Here is an 18908-nt window from a genome sequence, read left to right as displayed (position 1 = left end):
ATCACCGGCAGTCGGTCGGCACAAATTACATCATGCCTTCCATGCCACCCATGCCGCCCATGCCGCCCGGCATTGCCGGAGCCGACTCTTCCTTCGGCGATTCGGCCACGGCGCAGTCGGTGGTCAGCATCAGCGAAGCCACCGAAGCGGCGTTCTGCAGTGCGGTGCGGGTGACCTTGGTCGGGTCCAGCACGCCCATTTCCACCAGGTCGCCGTACTCGCCCGAAGCCGCGTTGTAGCCGTAGTTGCCCTTGCCTTCGATGACCTTGGCAACGACGACCGACGCTTCTTCACCGGCGTTCAGCACGATCTGGCGCAGCGGCTCTTCCATCGCGCGCAGCACGATCTTGATACCGGCGTTCTGGTCGGCGTTTTCGCCGGTCAGTGCCGAGATCGCAGCGCGGGCACGCAGCAGGGCCACACCACCGCCGGGGACGATGCCTTCTTCCACCGCAGCGCGGGTGGCGTGCAGGGCGTCTTCCACGCGGGCCTTCTTTTCCTTCATTTCGACTTCGGTGGCAGCGCCAACCTTGATCACGGCAACACCGCCGGCCAGCTTGGCCACGCGCTCTTGCAGCTTCTCACGGTCGTAGTCCGAGGTCGCTTCTTCGATCTGGGCGCGGATTTGCTTCACGCGGCCTTCGATCGCCGCTGCGTCGCCGGCGCCGTCGATGATGATGGTGTTTTCCTTGCCGATCTCGATGCGCTTGGCCTGGCCCAGGTCGTTCAGGCCGGCCTTTTCCAGCGTCAGGCCGATCTCTTCAGCGATCACGGTGCCGCCGGTCAGGATGGCGATGTCTTCCAGCATGGCCTTGCGGCGGTCGCCGAAGCCCGGGGCCTTGACGGCGGCGGTCTTCAGGATGCCACGGATGTTGTTGACCACCAGGGTCGCCAGGGCTTCGCCCTCGACGTCTTCAGCGATGATCAGCAGCGGGCGGCCGGCCTTGGCCACTTGCTCCAGCACCGGCAGCAGGTCGCGGATGTTCGAAACCTTCTTGTCGAACAGCAGCACGAACGGGCTGTCCAGCTGGACCACCTGCTTTTCCGGGTTGTTGATGAAGTACGGCGACAGGTAGCCGCGGTCGAACTGCATGCCTTCCACGACTTCCAGCTCGTCGGCCAGCGACTTGCCGTCTTCGACGGTGATCACGCCTTCCTTGCCGACCTTGTCCATGGCTTCGGCGATGCGCTCACCAATCGAGGTGTCGCTGTTGGCCGAGATCGCGCCAACCTGGGCGATTTCCTTGCTGGTGGTCGTGGGCTTGCTGACCTTCTTCAGCTCTTCCACGGCAGCGGTAACAGCCTTGTCGATGCCGCGCTTCAGGTCCATCGGGTTCATGCCGGCGGCAACGTACTTCATGCCTTCGCGCACGATCGACTGGGCCAGCACGGTTGCGGTGGTGGTACCGTCACCGGCGTTATCGCTGGTCTTGGAAGCCACTTCCTTGACCATCTGGGCGCCCATGTTCTGCAGCTTGTCCTTCAGCTCGATTTCCTTGGCCACGGACACGCCGTCCTTGGTCACGGTCGGGCCGCCGAAGCTGCGCTCCAGCACCACATTGCGGCCCTTCGGGCCCAGGGTCACCTTGACTGCGTTGGCGAGGATGTTCACGCCTTCGACCATCTTGGCACGTGCGGCGTCGCCGAACACTACGTCTTTAGCTGCCATTCTTGAATCTCCTGAAATCTGTACGGGTGGCGGTCAGTCGGTGAATTACTTGTTCACCACGGCCATGATGTCTTCTTCGCGCATGACCAGCAGTTCCTGGCCTTCCACCTTCACGGCCTGGCCGGCGTACTTGCCGAACAGCACACGGTCGCCGACCTTGACGTCGAGGGCGATGTTGTTGCCCTTGTCATCCTTCTTGCCAGGACCGATTGCCAGTACTTCGCCTTGATCGGGCTTCTCGGCAGCGTTGTCGGGAATCACGATACCGGACGCGGTCTTGGTTTCGTTGTCCAGACGCTTCACGATCACGCGGTCGTGCAAAGGACGCAGATTCATACGGACTCCTAGATGCAAAAGTGAGTTTCTATTCACAAATCGGCCGGCTACCGAGGCGACGGCCGTCTGAAATGTTCAGGTGCCGCAAGGGGCTGTTCATGCTGTTAGCACTCACCCCCGGCGAGTGCTAATTATAGGGACGGGGTAGGGGCATTTCAAGACAGGGACTTGATGCGGGTTTTCCCGAAGCGGGTGCATTCTGCTGGGAACAACGCCCGGCCAGTCGCTTCCGTATGGCGAATAAGCCACTCCACTGCGGCCAAATCCCACAGATCTGGTGAGCTGACCTGCAGGCCAAAGCCGCCATGACAATCCGCAGGCGTCGGCAGGGCTACCCAGATGCCGGGGCGGCGTCACTTCGTCGTGCAACCGAAGCGGATAGTGATTGTTATTGGTACACCATGGTGAACGTCATCAGCGTGTTGGCGGTTCCGCTGGTCACCTTGCTGCCGGTCTGGTAGTAGCGAGCCCGGAGGGGGATCGTATAGTTGCCGCCGGTGCTGCCATTAAAGCCAGCCAGGCTCACCGTGCTACCCAGCGCAAAGGGCTTGTCCGAGCCATCCAGCAACTGGACGCCGACTCCCGTCACCGTCGATGCACCATCGAGTGCCACGACCGAGCCGTTACCGCCAAGCACGTTTGTCAGGGCATCAATCTGGTATCGGATGTTATTGATCCCGGGCGGGCAATTATTCAGGGCGATATTGAATCCTTTCGAGGCAGAATAGGCTCCCACGCCAGTGAATTCCGAAGTGCGATGCACGCCAAGATCGACCAGGACATCCGGGGTCTGACAGGAAGGCGCTAAACGAAATACTTCCCGCCGCGGTGGCAATATAAATAACCAGGGAATTGTCAAAATCGTACCTGACTGTCGGGAGGCTGGCAGCGGATATCGTCCCATAGGAAATCGGACCGGTCTTCACAAAAACATAATTCAGGTTCTGGCCGCCCCAATAAAAATGCACCGACCCTGTGCCCGTGGATGTGATGGGAAACGGTGTCTGTTGGTTGGTGATTTTCACCCCGATACCGGGGACGTTGGTGGGGAAGACCTTGTCCGCACCCGCCGGGTATGGCGTGACCGGAAGCGTCCAGCTACGGGTGAACGACCCGGAACAGGACGCATAGAACTGGCTGGTATTCGCTGGGGCCCACTTGAATGTCGCCAGCATTGCACCGACGGGCGCATCACGGGGTACAACAATGGCCCCGCTCAAGGGAACCGTGATGTTCAGCAATTCAAAGCCGTCCGCATAAGTGCAGGATGCCCACGCCGACGGGAGAGCTGACATGAAAATACCCGCTCCCATGAATGCTGCCGCCAGCCAACTCACCAGTCTTGCTTGCCACGCTTGCGGGCAAGATCGCGAAAAAAATTGCACAAATGCGATCATCATGAATTCAGTCGAGATTTTCCTGCGTATACCTGCCCGGGGCGGCGGCCGTGACCTGCATCGCCGCGCACGGATTTAATAAGGAAGACACAATGGACGATGGTATGGCTCGGCGTGATGCCGAAAGTGGAAAGCCTAGCGGCAGTAATCGATGCAATGCGACTGAACGGGATGCAACGCTGGTTTCGGCCGCCCGCAATCAGCGAACGCTTAAATATGGTGTGAGATTCTCATAAATTGCTCACACCGAATGGCTAGACATAATGGAGCCCATAGGCGGAAAGGCGGTTTCTTTGTAGGAATTCTCCCTACGTCGCATCGGCACGACACGGACAGCACAACACCGCAGCACTGCCTAGACTGAGGGCAACCGTGACATTCCGGCTCCACCAGGAATGTGCGGCAGAAGTCGTGCCGGACAACCGCTGTCGGCGCCTACGACAACAACTCTGGAGGTTCTCCATGAATCGAAAACAGCCCGCTCGCCTTCCCAAGATCGTCGGCGCGATTGCCGCTGGACTGGCAGGCCTCACTTGCGCCACGGCGATTGCCCAGACGCCGGCCAGCCCTGCCACGCCGGCAACCCCGGCCGCCCAGGGCATGCCGGCCACCCCGGCAACCCCGGCCGTCCCTGCCGCCGCGGCAGGCTCCCAAGGCGCATCGCCCGGCGTGACCCAGATCGAACCGCCAAAGGATCCACTGGTCGAGCGCCGTGAGGCACGCCAGAAAGCCTCGGCCGAGTACAAGGCCAAGAAGAAGGCGGCCAAGGGCGAGTACAAGCAGGACGTCGGCGCGGCCAAGCAGGAGCGCAAGACCGAAAACAAGGCTGCGGACGCTACCGCCAAGCAGGAAATGGCTGCGCCAAAGCAATAGCGCCAGCCGCCGCGGAACTAGTGGCCGGCATCAGCCGGCCACTTTTCATTATCGCCCTTCGCCTTTTGTTCCCTCCCCCTCCATTGCCCCCTCGGCAGCTTCCGGATGCTGGCGGCTTGTAACAGGCAGGATCGCGCCTAGACTCGATATGAGGGAGTCGCGCGTCTTTCCGCCCGGCTTGCCATCTCCGCCATGCCCGTCGTTCGCCCGCACCACTGGTTAGCAGGCCTGCTCCTGTCCGGCCTGATGGGCGCGTTCAGCCTGTGCAGCACGTATGCCGTAGCGCAGCAGAAGCCGGCACCGGCGTCCGCACCCGCGGCGGCCCCCGCTGCGAAAGCCGCGGCCGGCACGGCAGCTCCCGCGGCCCCGCGCGGCCTCAGTCTGGCCAACAAGCCGCGCACGGGCGATTTCGACACGATGCTCAACAGCCGCGTCATCCGCGTGCTGGTGCCATACAGCCGCACGCTCTACTTCAGCGACAAAGGCCATGAGCGCGGACTGACGGCAGAGCTGGTGCGTGCCTTCGAGCGCTACCTGAACAAGACCTACGCCGACCGCCTTGGCAAGCGCCCCCTCACCGTCATCATCATCCCCACCACACGCGACCGCCTGCTGCCCGACCTGGCGGCGGGCCTGGGCGATATCGCCGCCGGCAACCTGACCGAGACCGAAGCGCGGCTGAAGCTGGTCGACTTTGCCGCGCCGCGTGACCGCAAGCCGGTGCGCGAGCTGATCGTGACCGGCCCGAAGTCACCGGCGCTGAAGAGCCTGGACGACCTGGCGGGCAAGACCGTCCACGTGCGCCGCGCGAGCAGCTATTACGAAAGCCTGACCGCACTGAACAATCGCCTGCGCGAGTCCGGCAAGGCTCCAATGCAGCTGGTGATGCTGCCCGATGCCCTCGAAGACGAAGACGTGCTCGAGATGGTCAATGCGGGACTGCTGGCGATCGTCGTGGTCGATGACTGGAAGGCGGCAATGTGGGCGCAGATCCTGCCTGACATCAAGGTGCACCAGGACCTCGCCGTGCGCGAAGGCGGCTATGTCGGCTGGGCCTTCCGCAAGAACAGTCCACAGTTGCGGCAGGCGATCGACGATTTCTATGTCAACCACGTCAAGAAGCAGGGCGTGGCGGAATACCTGCTCAAGCAATCCATGCGCCGGATCAAGCAGATCAAGAACAACACCGACGACGCCGAATACAAGCGCTTCCAGCAGACCGTTGCCTTCTTCGAGAAGTACGGCAAGGACTATGGCTTCGACCCGCTGATGCTGGCGGCACAGGGCTTCCAGGAATCACAGCTCAACCAGCAGGCGCGCAGCCGTGTGGGCGCCGTCGGCATCATGCAGATCATGCCCGCCACCGGCAAGGAATTGAACGTGGGCAACATCCAGATGGTCGAGTCCAACATCCACGCCGGCGCCAAGTATATGGACCGGCTGATGACAAAGTACTTCCCCGACGCGCACTTCTCGGAATCCAACCGCCCCCTGTTCGCCTTCGCCAGCTACAACGCCGGGCCGGGCAATATTGCCAAGATGCGCAAGGAGGCAGCGGCGCGCGGGCTGGATCCCGACAAGTGGTTCAACAATGTCGAGATCGTGGTGGCGGAGAAGATCGGCATCGAAACCACCACCTATGTGCGCAACATCTTCAAGTACTACGCGGCATACCGGCTCATGCAGGAAAGGCAGGCCGCGCGTGAGCGGGCACTGAAGCAGGTCCAGCAGTAGGCAACCGAGCTGGCGCCCGCGCTGGCGTGAAGGATGTGGAGCCTGGCCGCAGCAACATGCGTCCGGTCAGGTCGCGAGGATCAGTCAGCCAGGCCGCTGCCGTCGATATAGCCCAGCGCGTCGCGTACCGCGCGCCGGGCCTTGAGCACGTAGCAGACCTGGCGCTCGCGGATGGACAGTGCCACCACTTCAGCCTGCATCAGTTCCTGGAACACGTGCGCGGCGCGCGGCAGGCTCAGCCCGGCCAGTCGCGCCAGCTCGGCGGCGGGCAGCCCGTCCTCGCCGGCTTCCAGCAGCGCGCGGCAGATCGTGGCCCGCGCGGGCTGGGTCATCAGGGCAAGCGTCAGCGCGCTCTCTTGGGTCTCCATGGCCACACCTCGATCCTCTGGCATTGTGCTTTGCCGCGCATGACGGGCGGCTGCCGGCCCTCTCCAGGCGCCGTTTTCCTACGTTCTACGCGGCTCGCGGGGCAAAGGCAATAGAGCAGCCTATGGGCTGCGCGATTACAACACGCTGCCGCAGGCCCGCAGGCCGGCCAGGGCGGTCGGCAGGCGGCGCCTGTGTGATCCGCCGGTGTGATCTCGCCTATGTGACCTCGATAATGCCGTTCATCGTCTCATGCCCCGATCCGCAAAAGATGTCGCACAGGAAGCCGTAGTTGCCGCGGCCGCGCGCCGTTGCCGGTAAACGCACGGTCACGCCCGGCGCCACGTCGGCACGCACGCCGAAATCCGGCACGCTGAAGCCCATGATCACGTCCTGTGCCGTGAGTTCGAATACGACCGGCTCGCCGGCACGCAGCGGGATGTGATCCGGGGTAAAGACGAACTTGCGCGCATGGATGCGGATAACGCGCGGCGCAGCCGCATCGCCCCGGCCGGCACCGGCCAGCATGGCCGCGCCGAGGCCAAGCATCCAGCCCAGCGCCGTGCGCCGGCCGAGCAGCGATGAATTCATGGCGGGCTCCGGCTCAGGTCGCGATCGGTTGCTCGGCCAGCGCGAACGCGCCCGGCGCCGGTTTCGCTTCGACCTCGCGCCAGCCCAGTCCGCGATAGGGCTGCGCGGCGTCCCATGGCACCGGCAGGCGCTGCGGCTGCGAGCCCGGCGGCGGCAGCGGGAACATCAGCGAGCGCGCGGCGTGGTGCGCAATGTGGCGCGTCATGTGGTGATGCTCCTGATGGATATGGCCGTAGAACACGGTCACGTTCGGATAGGGCATCAGCGTGTCGATCACCTGCGCACCGTCGCGCGTGGCCCAGTCCCATTGCGGATACAGGTCGAACAGCGGGCGGTGCGTGAACACCACGATGCGCGCGCCCTTTGGTTGCCGCGCCAGGTCCGCCGCCAGCCACGCGCGTTGCGCATCCCCGACCCGCCCCGCCGGATCGGACACGTTGTCGAGTACGACAAAATGCACGCCTTTGTGATCGAAGGTGTAGTGCGTCGGCCCGAACAGCTCCTGGTAGGCCGCACCCGCATCGAGGCTGGCGTCGTGCTCGCCCGGCATCAGGTGGATCGTGCTGACGCCCAGGCCGGCAATGACCGACTGGAACTCGCGCAGGCGGCGCCTGCGCTCCTGCGGGTCGTCAGTAGTGTGCGTGAGATCGCCGGTAAACATGATGAAGTCCGGCGGCTGGCGCAGCGCATTGACGGCGGCGATGGCCTTGGGCAGCGTGCCCCGCGCATCGGGGTTGGCCGGCCCCTGGAAGCCCCAGTGCGCATCCGAAAGCTGGACAAAGTAGAAATCCTCATCGCGCCCAAAGGCCCAGCCCGGCAGGCCCGATGCAAAGACCGCGCCGCCGGCGGCGCCTGCCAGCCTCAGGAAATCGCGTCGCTTCAGTGTGTCCATGGTGCCTCCGTCGCATGGTTGCAGGGATGTGCCTGTCATACCGGCTTGCGGGAGGCTTTATTCCCGGTAATGCCGATCCGGCAAAAATCCGTCCGCACCGGGAATAAACTGAGTGGAACCCCGGTATACCCGGGACGTGCGCCACCGGCGCCGGCGCACAAACCGACCGAGGCACGCATGCAGCACGCATCCGACGATCGCCGCCGCTTCGATGAACTGGTGCTCCCGCAACTGGACGCCGCCTACAACCTCGCGCGCTGGTTGTCGGGCAGCGCCAGCGAGGCCGACGACGTGGTTCAGGAAGCCTTCCTGCGCGCTTACCGGCTCTTTGGCAGTTTCCACGGCGACCAGCCGCGCCCGTGGCTGCTGGCCATCGTGCGCAATACGTGGTTCACCGCCTGCCAGAAGCGCAAGTCCGCCGGCGAGGTGTGCAGCTATGACGACCTGCACGAGAACCAGCCCTTGCCGGCCTGGCACGATGGCCAGGACAGCCCCGAGCAGTGGCTGCTGCGGCAGGAAGACGTGCGTCTGGTGCACCGTGCGCTGGAGCAGCTTCCGGTGGCCTACCGCGAAGTGCTGGTGCTGCGCGAACTGGAGGAACTGCCCTACCGCGACATTGCTCGCGTCGCGGATATCGCCATCGGCACGGTCATGTCGCGGCTGGCGCGCGGGCGGCGGATGCTGGCGGCGGCTGTGACGGCGCTGCAGCAGCAGGGCACGGCGCAAGCGCCGGCACACGCACGCCCGCCATCCGCTGGGCTGGCGCCGGCACCGCACCCCGCCAGGGAGACAGGTCATGGACTGCAATGAGGTTTGCGAACTGCTCCCCGCGTGCGCCGACGACGAACTCGGCGCGGCGGAAAGCCTGCGCCTGGAGCAGCACCTGGCGCAATGTGCCGCGTGCTCGGCCGAACTGGGACGCCTGCGCGCGCTGCGCACTGCCGTACGGGAAGGCGCGACTTATCATCGCGCAAATCCCGCCCTGCGCGCCCGGATCGCTGCCGCGCTGCCTGCGGCCGGCCTTCCGGCAGGTGGTGAGGCATCACGCCGACGCTGGCTTGAGTGGTTTGCCTGGCGCCCGGCCGTTAACGCCGGGCTGGCGGCACTGACCGTGGCATCGATGGCGTTCGGGCTGACTTTGTTCATGTTGCGGGATTCCCCGCAAGACGCCCTGGCCCGGGAGGTGGTCAGCAGCCACGTGCGCGCGCTGATCGCCGACCACGCCGTCGACGTGGCATCGACGGATCGCCACACGGTCAAGCCGTGGTTCAACGGGCGGCTCGACTACGCGCCGCCGGTCCATGACATGGCGGCCGAGGGCTTTCCGCTCGTCGGCGGACGGCTCGACTACATCCATGGGCAGCGGGTGGCGGTGCTGGTCTATCGACGCAACCAGCATCCGATCGATGTGTTCGTGCTGCGCGGCGCGGGCACGCGCGAGGCAGCGCTGGACCTTGACGGCACCCTGACCCGACAGGGCTACCAGATCGCGCACTGGCAGGCAGGCGGCATGGACTACTGGGCCGTGACCGATGCCTCGGGGGCCGACCTGCAACGCTTCAGCAAGGCATGGCGAATGGCCGGCGGCAGCACGCAATGACGTGCGCACCGCCGCCGGTCATACTGCCCGCTCCGCCTACGCCATCACGAACGGCAATTGCCGCTGGCGCTTGCCCGTCAGCGTGAACAGCGCGTTGGCCACCGCCGGCGCGAGCGGCGGCACACCGGGCTCGCCCAGGCCGGTGGGATTCTCCTGCGAGGGCACGAAGAACACGTCCACCACCGGCGCATCGGTGATGCGCGGCGGCGGATAGTCCGGGAAGTTGCTGTTCTTCACGGCGCCGTATTCGATCTCGATGGCAAACCCCGGCTTGGTCATGGCCAGCCCGAAGATGCACGCGCCCTGGATCTGGGCTTCGGCCGACATCGGGTTGACCACGCGGTTGGCATGCACGCCGGCGGTGACGCGGTGCACGCGCGGCTCGCCCTTCACCACCGAGACGTCGACCACGTAGGCTACCACGGTGTTGAACGACTCGTGCACGGCCACGCCCCAGGCATGGCCCTTGGGCAGCTTGCGCTTGCCGTAGCCGGACTTGTCCACCGCCAGCTGCAGCGCGGCGCGGTGGCGCGCGTGCTTCTTCTCGTCGAGCCGGGCCAGGCGGAATGCCACCGGATCCTGCTTGGCGGCGGCGGCCATTTCGTCGGCCAGCGTTTCCTTGACGAAGGCGGTATGCGTATTGCCCACCGAGCGCCACCACAGCACCGGCACGTCCACCTGCGGGTGGTGCACCGACATCTGCAGGGGCAGGTCGTAGTCGTTCTCGACGATGCCTTCGGTCATGGTGGCGTCGACGCCGTTCTTGACCATGAAGGCCTCGAACGGCGTGCCCTTCAGGATCGACTGGCCGACGATGGTATGCTGCCAGCCCACCACCTTGCCCTGCGCATCCAGCCCGATGCGGGCGCGGTGCAGGTGCAGCGGGCGGTAGTAGCCGCCGCGGATATCGTCCTCGCGACTCCAGATCACCTTGAGCGGCTCGGCGTGGCCCGCCGCGACCCAGGCTTTGAGTACGTTGGCGGCTTCCACGATGTAGTCGGAGGTCGGCACCGCACGCCGGCCGAAGCCGCCGCCGGCCATCATGGTGTTGAGCACGACCTTGTCCGGCGCGAGGCCCAGCGTGCGCGCGATCGCGGCCTGGTCGACGGTCTGGAACTGCGAGCCCACCCATACCTTGACCGCCTGCACCTTGCCGCCGGCAACCTCGGGCTGCAGCGTGCAGTTGAGCGGCTCCATCGGCGCGTGCGCGAGGTATGGGAAGCGATAGTCCGCCTCGATCTTGCGCGCCGCGCCGTTGATGGCGGCACCGATATCACCCTCACCCGGGCGCGCCACCGTGCCCGGTTGCGCGGCAAGCTTCGCGTACTCGTCGAACAGCGCCTGCGACGACACCTTCGAGCCCGCGTCTTCCCACTGGATATCGAGCGCATCGCGGCCCATCTTGGCCGGCCAGTAGCCGCTGGCGATCACCGCCACGCCGCTGCCGCCGCGATCGACCGGCACCTGCATCACGCCGCGCACGCCCTGCACCGCGCGCGCCTTGTCGGCGTTGAAGCTCTTGACCTTGCCGCCGAAGCGCGGCGGGCGCGCCACCACCGCCACCACCATCTTGTCCAGGCGGGTATCAATGCCGAACGGCGTGGTCGCCTCCATCTTGCCGCGCGAGTCCAGCCGCGGCGTGGGCTTGCCGACGATGCGGAACTGCGACGGGTCTTTCAGCGTGACCCGCTGCGGCACGGGCAGCTCCATCGCCGCGGGCGCCAGTTCGCCGAAGGTGGCGCGATGACTGCCGGACGTGATGACGCCCTGCTCCACCTTGCAGCTGGCCGGATCGACCTTCCACTGCTGCGCGGCCGCCGCCACCAGCATGGCGCGGGCGCGCGCGCCCAGTTCACGGTATTGCTCGAACGAGTGGTTCAGCGCCGTGGAGCCGCCGGTCATCTGCATGCCGAAGGCGGGGTCCTTGTACGGGTCGCCGGCCGGTGCCAGCGTGGCGCGCACGTTGCGCCAGTCGGCGTCCAGCTCCTCGGCCAGCGCCATCGGCAGCGCGGTGTGCACGCCCTGGCCGAACTCAAGCCGGTTCACGGCCACGGTGACGGTGTTGTCCGGCGCGATGATCAGGAACGCCTGCGGCGGCGGCGCTGTGGTCCTGGGCCTGGCCGCGTCCTGCGCCTGCGCCAGCGGCGCCACGCCCAGTGCCAGCCCGCCGCCGGCCAGGCCGGTCAGCTTCAGGAAACTGCGGCGGTCCAGCGTGGCGATGCCGCCGTGTTGACGCGCTTCGCCATCATTGCCGCCCTGGCCGCCGGCCAGTGCCTCGATGCCTCGGATTCGCATAGTCAGTTCTCCCGCTCAGGCCAGCGCACGGGCGGCGTCTTTGATCGCCGCGCGGATGCGCTGGTACGTGCCGCAGCGGCACAGGTTGCCGGCCATGGCCTGGTCGATGTCGGCATCGGTGGGGCGCTTCTTGGTGCGCAGCAGGCCGATGGCGCTCATCACCTGGCCGTTCTGGCAGTAGCCGCATTGCGCGACATCGTGCTTGATCCACGCGTCGAGCACGGCGCGCCCGACCTTGTCGGTGGCGATGCCCTCGATGGTGGTGATGCGCGCGCCGGCGGCGGCGGATACCGGCGTCACGCAGCTGCGCGTGGCCTGGCCGTTGACATGCACGGTGCAGGCACCGCACGCGGCCATGCCGCAGCCGAACTTGGTGCCGGTCATGTCGAGGTTGTCACGCAGCGCCCACAGCAGTGGCGTGGACGGGTCCACGTCGACTTCACGGGTCTTGCCGTTGACGTTGATATTGAGGGTGGTCATGGGGGGACACTCCTTGGGTACGTTGCCCGCTTGTTCCTACGGGTGCTCCGGCCACCGCAATCGGCGCCGACAAGCGGCGCTGACGGCTGCGCAAGTGTGGCGGGGGCACGGCCCGAGCGCCGCAGCCTGGCGCAAGGGACAGGTGAGGATAGTGCAATTCCGGTCACCTTGCCGGACGCGGTGCGCTCTACCCTGCGCCCCGATCCGTTTTGCACGAACTTTGTGCAACGGGCCGCTGTCAGTCATGGATTCATCGCTTTTCGATTCGCTACGCTGAAACAGTGCCGTCGACTATTCCAGAACACCACCTTCCCCGGGCCGGCACCGCATCAACGCCACGGGCCTCATCACCGCCGGCCCGATCTGCAGTCCGGGCACACGCGACCCAGTCCCCCACCCTCACCCGGCTCGACAGCATCCAGGCCCTGCGCGGACTGGCCGCTGCCTTCGTGGTGGTCTTCCACTCGGGCCTTGCGCTCGGCGGCCCGGACGCGCCGGTGCTCGGCTGGCTGACCGACAACGTGATCAAGCGCGGCCATGTCGGCGTCGATGTGTTCTTCGTCATCAGCGGCTTCATCATCGCGTGGGTCGCGGTGCTGGCCCGGCCCAGGCCGGAGCGCCCGCTCAGCTTCCTCATCCGCCGCGGTTTCCGGCTGGCGCCGCCGTACTGGACCATGTCGGCGATCCATGCGCTGCTGCTCAACCCGGTGACGCCGGCGGCGTTCGCCGCATCGCTGGTCTTCCTGCCGACTTCCACCGCGCAGGCGCCCTATTACGGTTATCCGGTGCTGTATGTGGGCTGGTCGCTCAACTATGAGCTGGCGTTCTACGGGGCCTTTGCGCTCGGCCTGCTGCTGGCCGGGCGGCGCGCGCTGCTGGTGGTGCTGGCGCTGTTCGCGCTGGCCACGCTGGTGCTGCCGTGGTGGCGCTTCGGCACGTTGGTGGCCGATCCCGCGCAGGGCTATCCGTTAGCCTCGCCGTGGCTGGCGATGGCGAGCAATCCGCTGGTGCTGGAGTTCCTGCTGGGCTGCGGGCTGGCGTGGGCCTATGCGCGCTGGCGCCACCTGCTGACGCCCGCGATCGCGCTGGGCATGCTGGCGATCGGCGGCGCGGCGTTCGCGCTGTCGCTGCCGCTGGTCGGGCCGGACTTCAGCCTGATCGGCCGTGGCCTGCCCGCAGCGCTGCTACTGGCCGGCGTGGTGGCGGCCGAGCACGCCGGCGTGCTGCGCGTGCCGCGGGCGCTGGTATGGCTGGGCGAGCTGTCGTTCGCGCTCTACCTGACCCACCCCACGGTGATCGAGGGCGTCAAGCGGCTGATGCCGCAACTGACGCCGGACCAGACCGGCCTGCAGCTGCTGCGCTTTGCCATCGACGCGGCGCTGGCGCTGGGCCTGGCGCTGCTGCTGCACCGCTGGGTCGAGCTGCCCGGCATCGCCGCCGGCCGGCGGCTGGCGCGCGGCTGAGCCTTACTTGCGCGGCATGCCGGCAAGGTAGAGGTACAGCGCCGTCAGCTCGGTATCGTTCATGCGCCCGAACGAATCGAAAGGCATGACGCGGCTCAGCTGCGTGCCGTCGGGCCGCTTGCCGCTGCGCATCATCTCGATAAAGGCCGAGGCCTGGCCGTAGCGCGACATCGCCCCGCCCGAGACCGGTCGCAGGTCCGCCGCGGGCGGCCAGTCCGGTGGCGCCCCGGGGATCTTGCCACCGCTGAAATCGTGCCCGTGGCAACCCAGGCAGGCATTGGCGACATAGCCGCCGTACTGCGCCGAGGCCGTCGGCACCATGGCAGGCTGCGCCGGCAGGCTGTGGTCGATCTTGGACGCCGCATCCCGCACCACGCCTACGCCGTACAGCGCGCGCACCATCCACGACAGGCGGATATCGGCCGGCGCGCCCATGCCCGGCGGCAGGCTGCGCAGATATCCCACGAGCGCTCCCAGGTCTTCGTCGCTCAGGCGGTTGTAGTCCTCGCTCGGCATGATCAGCAGCGGGCGGCCCGAAGGCGCCACGCCGTGCCGGATGCTCCTTACCCAGTCCACGTTCCGGTAGCCGGCGATGTCCGGGTTGCCCTGCGTCAGGTCGGGCGCGCGCACGCTCAGGCCGCTGGGATCGTCGAACACCTGCTTGCCGCCGGCGCCGGCGCCATGGCACTCCATGCAGCCGCGCGACTCATACAGGTACTTGCCGTGGGCGATCGCGGCGGCGTCCTCGCGCACGGCCACGGGCGTCACCTTGACCGGCACGATACGCGCCGCCTTGCGCTCGCCCACCCACACCGCGGCATAAGCCACCGCGGCGACCACCACGGCCGTGCCGGCCAGCCCCAACGCCGCCACTCGCAGAAAACGCGCCATTTGCCTTCCCCTGTCCGCCGCCCTGGATTCAGCAGCTTGCGGCCAGGGACCGGGGGGCTGTCTGTGGGGAAGGACACCAAGCGGCGGGGATCGCTCCGATCAGGCCAGCCCGGCCGGGGCGCGGTCGATAAAGCCGGTCATGCGCGCCAGCCGGCCGTCGGCCGACACGGTGGCGAAGTCCGTGCCGACCACCAGCGCGGGCTCGCCAGCCGGGCCCAGTTCCCAGGTAAAGCGCAGGTGCTCGCCGTGCGCGTCGACCGGGCTTACGCGGGTGAAGCGGAACCCGGGGAATTTCGCCTGCACCGCGGCGATCATGGCGTCGATGCCGGCATGGCCGTCGCCGCGCATCAGCGGATCGACATAGCTTGCCGATTCCGTCCACGCCAGCGCGATCAGCTCGCGCCGGCGCGCGGCATCGGTTTCATTCCAGGCGGCGAGGTAGCGGTCGGCGAGGGTGGCGAGGTCGGCAGCGGGGGTGGCTTGGGCTTGGATGGCAGCGGACATGGCGTTCTCCTGGTCTTGGTTGGGAATCCTGAAAGGCTGGCGTCAGGCCATGGCTGCATGATGGTCGCGGCGCCGCCGCGGCGCGATTACCCGTGAGGTTATTGGTGGGGTTACCGGGGGGAACAGCGAAGCTCGAAGCCCAGCTTGCGGACACCTCCTACCAAAAAATCGCCCTGAACACCAGTGGCAAATAACGCCCCCACCTGCCCGCTGTCCCTGTTATGGCGAGCCCCCCACCTCCGTTACATTCCGCTCTACGCTGGCCGGCAGTGCGTCCGCGCGCGGCCGGCGGCCTAAGCCGCCCGGGGCGCGCCGACGCTGCCGACATCCTCCCAACCCATCATCACCGCCTTCGCACCACTCCCGTCCATGACGCCCGACACGGCCCCACCGAGCCACCAGGCCGCCACCGCCCTCCCCGCTCCGCCGCGCCGCCGCTGGCAGCCCTTGCTGCTGGCGGGCACCGGCTTTTTCGTGCTGGCGGCGGCGGGCCTCTGGCTGGCGCGACTGCCCGGCACCGTAGCGGCGATCTGGCTGGCCAATGCCTTCGGGCTGGGGCTGCTCTTGCATCGCCCGCGCGGGGAGGGGCCCTGGCTGCTGGCGGGCATACTGGCCGCCGGCGTGCTGGCCAACCATGCCGCCGGCGACAGCCTCGGCACCGCGCTGATGCTGTCCGGCGCCAACCTGTTCGAGATCCTGTGCGCCGCCGGGCTGCTGCGCCTGCTGGACCGGCATGCCGGGCTCGATCGCCATGGCCCGCTGGCCGCCTTCGCGGTGATGCTGGCGGTGGCCGGCATCCTGGCACCGGCGCTGGGCGCCAGCGCCGGCGCCGTAATCATCGCGCATGCCTATGGCAGCCCCGTTGCGCCGGTGTGGTGGACCTGGTGGCAGTCGAGCACGCTGGGTATGGCGGTGCTGCTGCCGATGATGCTGTCGATGACGGCCGCGCGCGTGCGTGCCGCCTTCGCGCGGCCGCTGCTGGCGCCGCAGGCGGGCCTGCTGGCGCTGAGCCTTGGCTTCGGCGCCTTCGCCCAGTGGCAGGGCCACGACCCGTTCGCGGCGATGTCGCTGCCGCTGGTGCTGGTGGCGCTGGCCGGCAACCCGTTCGCCACTGCGCTGCTGACGCTGGTGGTCACGCTGGGCATGGAGGTGCTGATGCTTGCCGCCCACGGCCATGAGCCGGTGCCGCTGTCGGCGGCGGTGATCATGGTGTTCCCGGTCTGCATCGCCTACCTCACCGAGCAGAACCGGCACGGCGCCGCCAGCCTGCGCCGCAGCGACAAGCGCTTCCGTCAGGCGATGGAGCATTCGGCGATCGGCATGGCGCTGGTCGGCAGGGACGGCCGCTGGCAGACCGTCAACCGCGCCTTGACCGAGCTGCTCGGCTATAGCGCGGACGAACTGTGCGAACTCAGCTTCCAGCAGATCACCCACCCCGACGACCTGGACGACGACCTGCGCGCGGCCCGCAGCCTGCTGGCGGGCGAGGTCGAGTCCTACCGCCGGGAAAAGCGCTACCGCCACAAGGACGGCGAGTACCGCTGGGCGCTGCTGGCGGTATCGGTGGTGCGCGACGAGCACAGCGGCGAGCCGCAGCACTTCATCACGCAGGTCGAGGACATCCACACCCGCAAGTTGGCGCAGCAAGAACTGGAACGGCTGACGCGTCGCATCCAGCTGGCGGTGGAAGCCGGCGGCGTGGGCATCTGGGAGTGGGACTTCACCAGCGCCGGCATTACCTGGGACGCACGCATGCATGCACTGCACGGCACCGACCCCGCCGCGGGCGCGCCGGTGGTGGACCAGTGGATCGAGATGCTGCATCCGGAGGACGTCAACCGCGTCAGGGCCGAGATGCGCCAGACCATCCGCGGCGACGCCCCGTTTGACACCGAATACCGCATCGTGCGTCCCGGCGGCGAGGTGCGCCACGTGCGCGCGATGGCGACTGTTACCCGCAACCCCGACGGCATCGCCTACGCGCTGGTCGGCACCAACTGGGACATCACCGAGCAGCGGCACCTGACCGAGGCGTTGTTCGAAGAGAAGGAACGCCTGCACATCACGCTGCGCTCGATCGGCGATGCGGTGATCTGCACCGATGCGGCCATGCGCGTGACCTTCATGAACCCGATCGCGGAGCAGCTGACCGGCTGGACCATGGCCAGCGCCACCGGCCTGCCGCTGGAGCAGGTCTTCCGCATCGTCGACGAATCCACCGGCAACCCGATACCCAGCCCGGTCGAGGCCTGCCTGCGCACGCTCGTGCCCGCCTACCTGCAGGACGGCGCGGTGCTGCAGAGCCTGACCGGCGAGCGCCACGACGTGCAGGACTCGGCCGCGCCGGTGCTGACCGCGCGCGGCGAGGTGCTGGGCGCGGTGCTGGTGTTCCAGGACATCACCACCGCGCGCGCGCTGCAGCGCGAACTGGCGCGCTCGGCCATGCACGATGCGCTGACCGGCCTGCCCAACCGCACCTGGTTCGAGAAGCGACTGAGAGAGGCCTGCGATGCCGCGCGGCTGCAGGGCCACCGCGCTGCGCTGTGCTTTATCGACCTGGACCGCTTCAAGATCGTCAACGACACCGCCGGCCACGGCGCCGGCGACGTGCTGCTGCGCGAGCTGGGCTACCTGATCCGCAACCACGTGCGGCCCGACGACGTGCTGGCGCGCCTGGGCGGCGACGAGTTCGCGCTGCTGCTCAAGGACTGCACCGTGGACCAGGCCGAGCAGGTGTGCCAGGACGTGATCGACGCCATCCGCGGCCGCCGCTTCCCGTGGGAGGGGCGCGTCTACGACGTGGGCGCCAGCATCGGCATCGCCGCGATCGACCTCGACGTGCCGCCGGTCAGCGAACTGATGAGCCGCGCCGACGTGGCCTGCTACGCCGCCAAGGCCGCCGGCCGCAGCCGCGTCTCGGTCTACCGCCGCGGCGAGAGCGACGCGCGCCGTCACCACCGCGAGCTGGAAATCGCCGCCGGCATCCATTCCGCGCTGGAAGCCAACCGCTTCCGCCTGTTCGCGCAGGAGATCCGGGCGCTGCAGCCCGAGGATGCCGATGAGGGCAGCGAGCCCCGCCACATCGAGATCCTGGTGCGCATGGTCGACGAGCACGGCGAGCTGATCATGCCCGGCGCCTTTATCCCCGCGGCCGAGCGCTACGACCTGATGGGCCATATCGACCGCTGGGTGATCCACCACGTGCTGCGCGGCTACGGCGAGCGGCTGCGCGCGGTGCCGGGGCTGTCGGTGTCGATCAACCTGTCGGCCAACTCGCTGGGCGAGCCGTTCCTGCTACCCTTCCTGCATGCCGAGCTGGAAGCGAGCGCGCTGCCCGCCAGCCGCATCCGGCTGGAGATCACCGAGACCGCACTGATCAACAACATGTCCGCGGCCAACCGGCTGGTGCTGGAGATGCGGCGCGCGGGCTGCACGGTGTCGCTGGATGATTTCGGCTCGGGGCTGTCGTCGTTCGCGTACCTGAAGCAGTTCCCGGTGGACTACCTGAAGATCGACGGCAGTTTTATCCGGCAGCTCGCCGACAACGCGGTGGACCGGGAGATCGTCAGCTCGATCAACGATATCGGACACCGGCTCGGGGTGCTGACGGTGGCGGAGTGGGTGGAGGATGAACGCACGCTCGACGCGCTGCGCGCGATCGGCGTGGATTATGCGCAGGGGTATGCGATCGGGCGGCCGGAGCCGCTGGATGCGTTCCTGCAGTCGTGCGGGCCGCGGGATGTGGAGATGTCCTGACGGCGGCGGGCCTGCTGGCGCGGCGTGATAAATTCGGCGGCTCTCACCTCGCCTATCTAAG

Annotated in this window: 16 protein-coding genes and 1 pseudogene; 6 read left to right on the top strand and 11 right to left on the bottom strand. The window is 67.2% G+C overall.

Features of this window, described 5'->3' with window-relative positions; translation table 11 throughout:
* Positions 1-25: 25 nt before the first annotated feature.
* The 4 genes from groL to AC10V3_RS03555 form a co-directional block, all read right to left on the bottom strand.
* Positions 26-1669, bottom strand: coding sequence for a chaperonin GroEL (gene groL, locus AC10V3_RS03570; protein ID WP_349608907.1), 1644 nt, complete (start codon positions 1667-1669; stop codon positions 26-28).
* 45 nt (positions 1670-1714) lie between these two features.
* A complete protein-coding gene (groES, locus tag AC10V3_RS03565) occupies positions 1715-2005 on the bottom strand; it encodes a co-chaperone GroES (RefSeq protein WP_010813047.1) in 291 nt (96 codons plus the stop codon).
* Positions 2006-2393: 388 nt separating this feature from the next.
* Positions 2394-2768 carry a fimbrial protein gene (locus tag AC10V3_RS03560; RefSeq protein ID WP_454751609.1) on the bottom strand — a complete coding sequence of 125 codons (375 nt, stop codon included), beginning with the start codon at positions 2766-2768 and terminating at the stop codon, positions 2394-2396.
* Positions 2695-3405, bottom strand: a complete 711-nt coding sequence (locus tag AC10V3_RS03555) for a hypothetical protein (protein WP_454751608.1) — start codon at positions 3403-3405, stop codon at positions 2695-2697. The genes AC10V3_RS03560 and AC10V3_RS03555 overlap by 74 nt, the downstream gene beginning before the upstream one ends.
* 459 nt (positions 3406-3864) lie before the next feature.
* On the opposite strand from AC10V3_RS03555, the gene AC10V3_RS03550 reads away from it, so the two are divergent.
* Together AC10V3_RS03550 and AC10V3_RS03545 are read left to right on the top strand one after the other, a co-directional pair.
* Positions 3865-4275: a hypothetical protein gene (locus AC10V3_RS03550; protein WP_349605686.1), complete on the top strand. Its 411-nt coding sequence runs from the start codon at positions 3865-3867 to the stop codon at positions 4273-4275.
* A 192-nt stretch (positions 4276-4467) separates the two neighbouring features.
* Positions 4468-6009: an MltF family protein gene (locus AC10V3_RS03545; RefSeq protein WP_454751607.1), complete on the top strand. Its 1542-nt coding sequence runs from the start codon at positions 4468-4470 to the stop codon at positions 6007-6009.
* Positions 6010-6089: 80 nt separating this feature from the next.
* Here AC10V3_RS03545 and AC10V3_RS03540 read toward each other — a convergent pair whose 3' ends face one another.
* The 3 genes and pseudogenes from AC10V3_RS03540 to AC10V3_RS03530 form a co-directional block, all read right to left on the bottom strand.
* Positions 6090-6377, bottom strand: a complete 288-nt coding sequence (locus AC10V3_RS03540) for a winged helix-turn-helix domain-containing protein (RefSeq protein WP_022533800.1) — start codon at positions 6375-6377, stop codon at positions 6090-6092.
* 217 nt (positions 6378-6594) lie between these two features.
* On the bottom strand, positions 6595-6966 hold the full coding sequence (locus AC10V3_RS03535; RefSeq protein ID WP_022533799.1) for a cupredoxin domain-containing protein: 372 nt from the start codon (positions 6964-6966) through the stop codon (positions 6595-6597).
* A gap of 3 nt (positions 6967-6969) precedes the next feature.
* Positions 6970-7858: pseudogene (locus tag AC10V3_RS03530) on the bottom strand (metallophosphoesterase family protein); the annotation flags it as partial.
* Positions 7859-8035: 177 nt separating this feature from the next.
* Here AC10V3_RS03530 and AC10V3_RS03525 point away from each other — a divergent pair.
* Together AC10V3_RS03525 and AC10V3_RS03520 are read left to right on the top strand one after the other, a co-directional pair.
* Entirely contained in the window at positions 8036-8668 is a 633-nt protein-coding gene (locus AC10V3_RS03525) for an RNA polymerase sigma factor (protein ID WP_022533797.1), read from the top strand.
* Positions 8655-9458, top strand: a complete 804-nt coding sequence (locus tag AC10V3_RS03520) for an anti-sigma factor family protein (RefSeq protein ID WP_022533796.1) — start codon at positions 8655-8657, stop codon at positions 9456-9458. Before AC10V3_RS03525 ends, AC10V3_RS03520 begins: the two co-directional genes overlap by 14 nt.
* A 36-nt stretch (positions 9459-9494) precedes the next feature.
* Here AC10V3_RS03520 and AC10V3_RS03515 read toward each other — a convergent pair whose 3' ends face one another.
* Positions 9495-11753 (bottom strand): xanthine dehydrogenase family protein molybdopterin-binding subunit, encoded by a 2259-nt coding sequence (locus AC10V3_RS03515; protein ID WP_022533795.1) that lies wholly within the window; start codon positions 11751-11753, stop codon positions 9495-9497.
* Between the two features lie 15 nt (positions 11754-11768).
* On the bottom strand, positions 11769-12233 hold the full coding sequence (locus AC10V3_RS03510; protein WP_022533794.1) for a (2Fe-2S)-binding protein: 465 nt from the start codon (positions 12231-12233) through the stop codon (positions 11769-11771).
* 416 nt (positions 12234-12649) lie between these two features.
* Between AC10V3_RS03510 and AC10V3_RS03505 the strand changes: the two genes are divergently transcribed.
* Positions 12650-13696 carry an acyltransferase family protein gene (locus AC10V3_RS03505; RefSeq protein ID WP_041681257.1) on the top strand — a complete coding sequence of 349 codons (1047 nt, stop codon included), beginning with the start codon at positions 12650-12652 and terminating at the stop codon, positions 13694-13696.
* A gap of 3 nt (positions 13697-13699) precedes the next feature.
* Here AC10V3_RS03505 and AC10V3_RS03500 read toward each other — a convergent pair whose 3' ends face one another.
* Complete coding sequence (locus tag AC10V3_RS03500) at positions 13700-14587, bottom strand: c-type cytochrome (protein WP_349605683.1); 888 nt, start codon at positions 14585-14587, stop codon at positions 13700-13702.
* Positions 14588-14686: 99 nt separating this feature from the next.
* Positions 14687-15091, bottom strand: a complete 405-nt coding sequence (locus AC10V3_RS03495; RefSeq protein ID WP_349605682.1) for a nuclear transport factor 2 family protein — start codon at positions 15089-15091, stop codon at positions 14687-14689.
* 369 nt (positions 15092-15460) lie between these two features.
* Between AC10V3_RS03495 and AC10V3_RS03490 the strand changes: the two genes are divergently transcribed.
* Positions 15461-18847 (top strand): diguanylate cyclase, encoded by a 3387-nt coding sequence (locus AC10V3_RS03490; protein ID WP_349605681.1) that lies wholly within the window; start codon positions 15461-15463, stop codon positions 18845-18847.
* Positions 18848-18908: the final 61 nt, after the last annotated feature.

The organism is Cupriavidus sp. PB-02 (assembly GCF_058252315.1).
Note: the sequence above shows the minus strand (reverse complement) of the source record. Positions and strands in the feature narration are given on the sequence as shown.

Excerpts from the sequence above, each read along its gene's own strand:
- groL (WP_349608907.1), bottom strand. The coding sequence starts at position 1,669 with ATGGCAGCTAAAGACGTAGTGTTCGGCGACGCCGCACGTGCCAAGATG.
- AC10V3_RS03525 (WP_022533797.1), top strand. The coding sequence starts at position 8,036 with ATGCAGCACGCATCCGACGATCGCCGCCGCTTCGATGAACTGGTGCTC.
- AC10V3_RS03540 (WP_022533800.1), bottom strand. The coding sequence starts at position 6,377 with ATGGAGACCCAAGAGAGCGCGCTGACGCTTGCCCTGATGACCCAGCCC.
- AC10V3_RS03495 (WP_349605682.1), bottom strand. The coding sequence starts at position 15,091 with ATGTCCGCTGCCATCCAAGCCCAAGCCACCCCCGCTGCCGACCTCGCC.
- AC10V3_RS03515 (WP_022533795.1), bottom strand. The coding sequence starts at position 11,753 with ATGCGAATCCGAGGCATCGAGGCACTGGCCGGCGGCCAGGGCGGCAAT.
- AC10V3_RS03545 (WP_454751607.1), top strand. The coding sequence starts at position 4,468 with ATGCCCGTCGTTCGCCCGCACCACTGGTTAGCAGGCCTGCTCCTGTCC.
- AC10V3_RS03490 (WP_349605681.1), top strand. The coding sequence starts at position 15,461 with ATGACGCCCGACACGGCCCCACCGAGCCACCAGGCCGCCACCGCCCTC.
- AC10V3_RS03555 (WP_454751608.1), bottom strand. The coding sequence starts at position 3,405 with ATGATGATCGCATTTGTGCAATTTTTTTCGCGATCTTGCCCGCAAGCG.
- groES (WP_010813047.1), bottom strand. The coding sequence starts at position 2,005 with ATGAATCTGCGTCCTTTGCACGACCGCGTGATCGTGAAGCGTCTGGAC.
- AC10V3_RS03510 (WP_022533794.1), bottom strand. The coding sequence starts at position 12,233 with ATGACCACCCTCAATATCAACGTCAACGGCAAGACCCGTGAAGTCGAC.
- AC10V3_RS03520 (WP_022533796.1), top strand. The coding sequence starts at position 8,655 with ATGGACTGCAATGAGGTTTGCGAACTGCTCCCCGCGTGCGCCGACGAC.
- AC10V3_RS03535 (WP_022533799.1), bottom strand. The coding sequence starts at position 6,966 with ATGAATTCATCGCTGCTCGGCCGGCGCACGGCGCTGGGCTGGATGCTT.
- AC10V3_RS03500 (WP_349605683.1), bottom strand. The coding sequence starts at position 14,587 with ATGGCGCGTTTTCTGCGAGTGGCGGCGTTGGGGCTGGCCGGCACGGCC.
- AC10V3_RS03550 (WP_349605686.1), top strand. The coding sequence starts at position 3,865 with ATGAATCGAAAACAGCCCGCTCGCCTTCCCAAGATCGTCGGCGCGATT.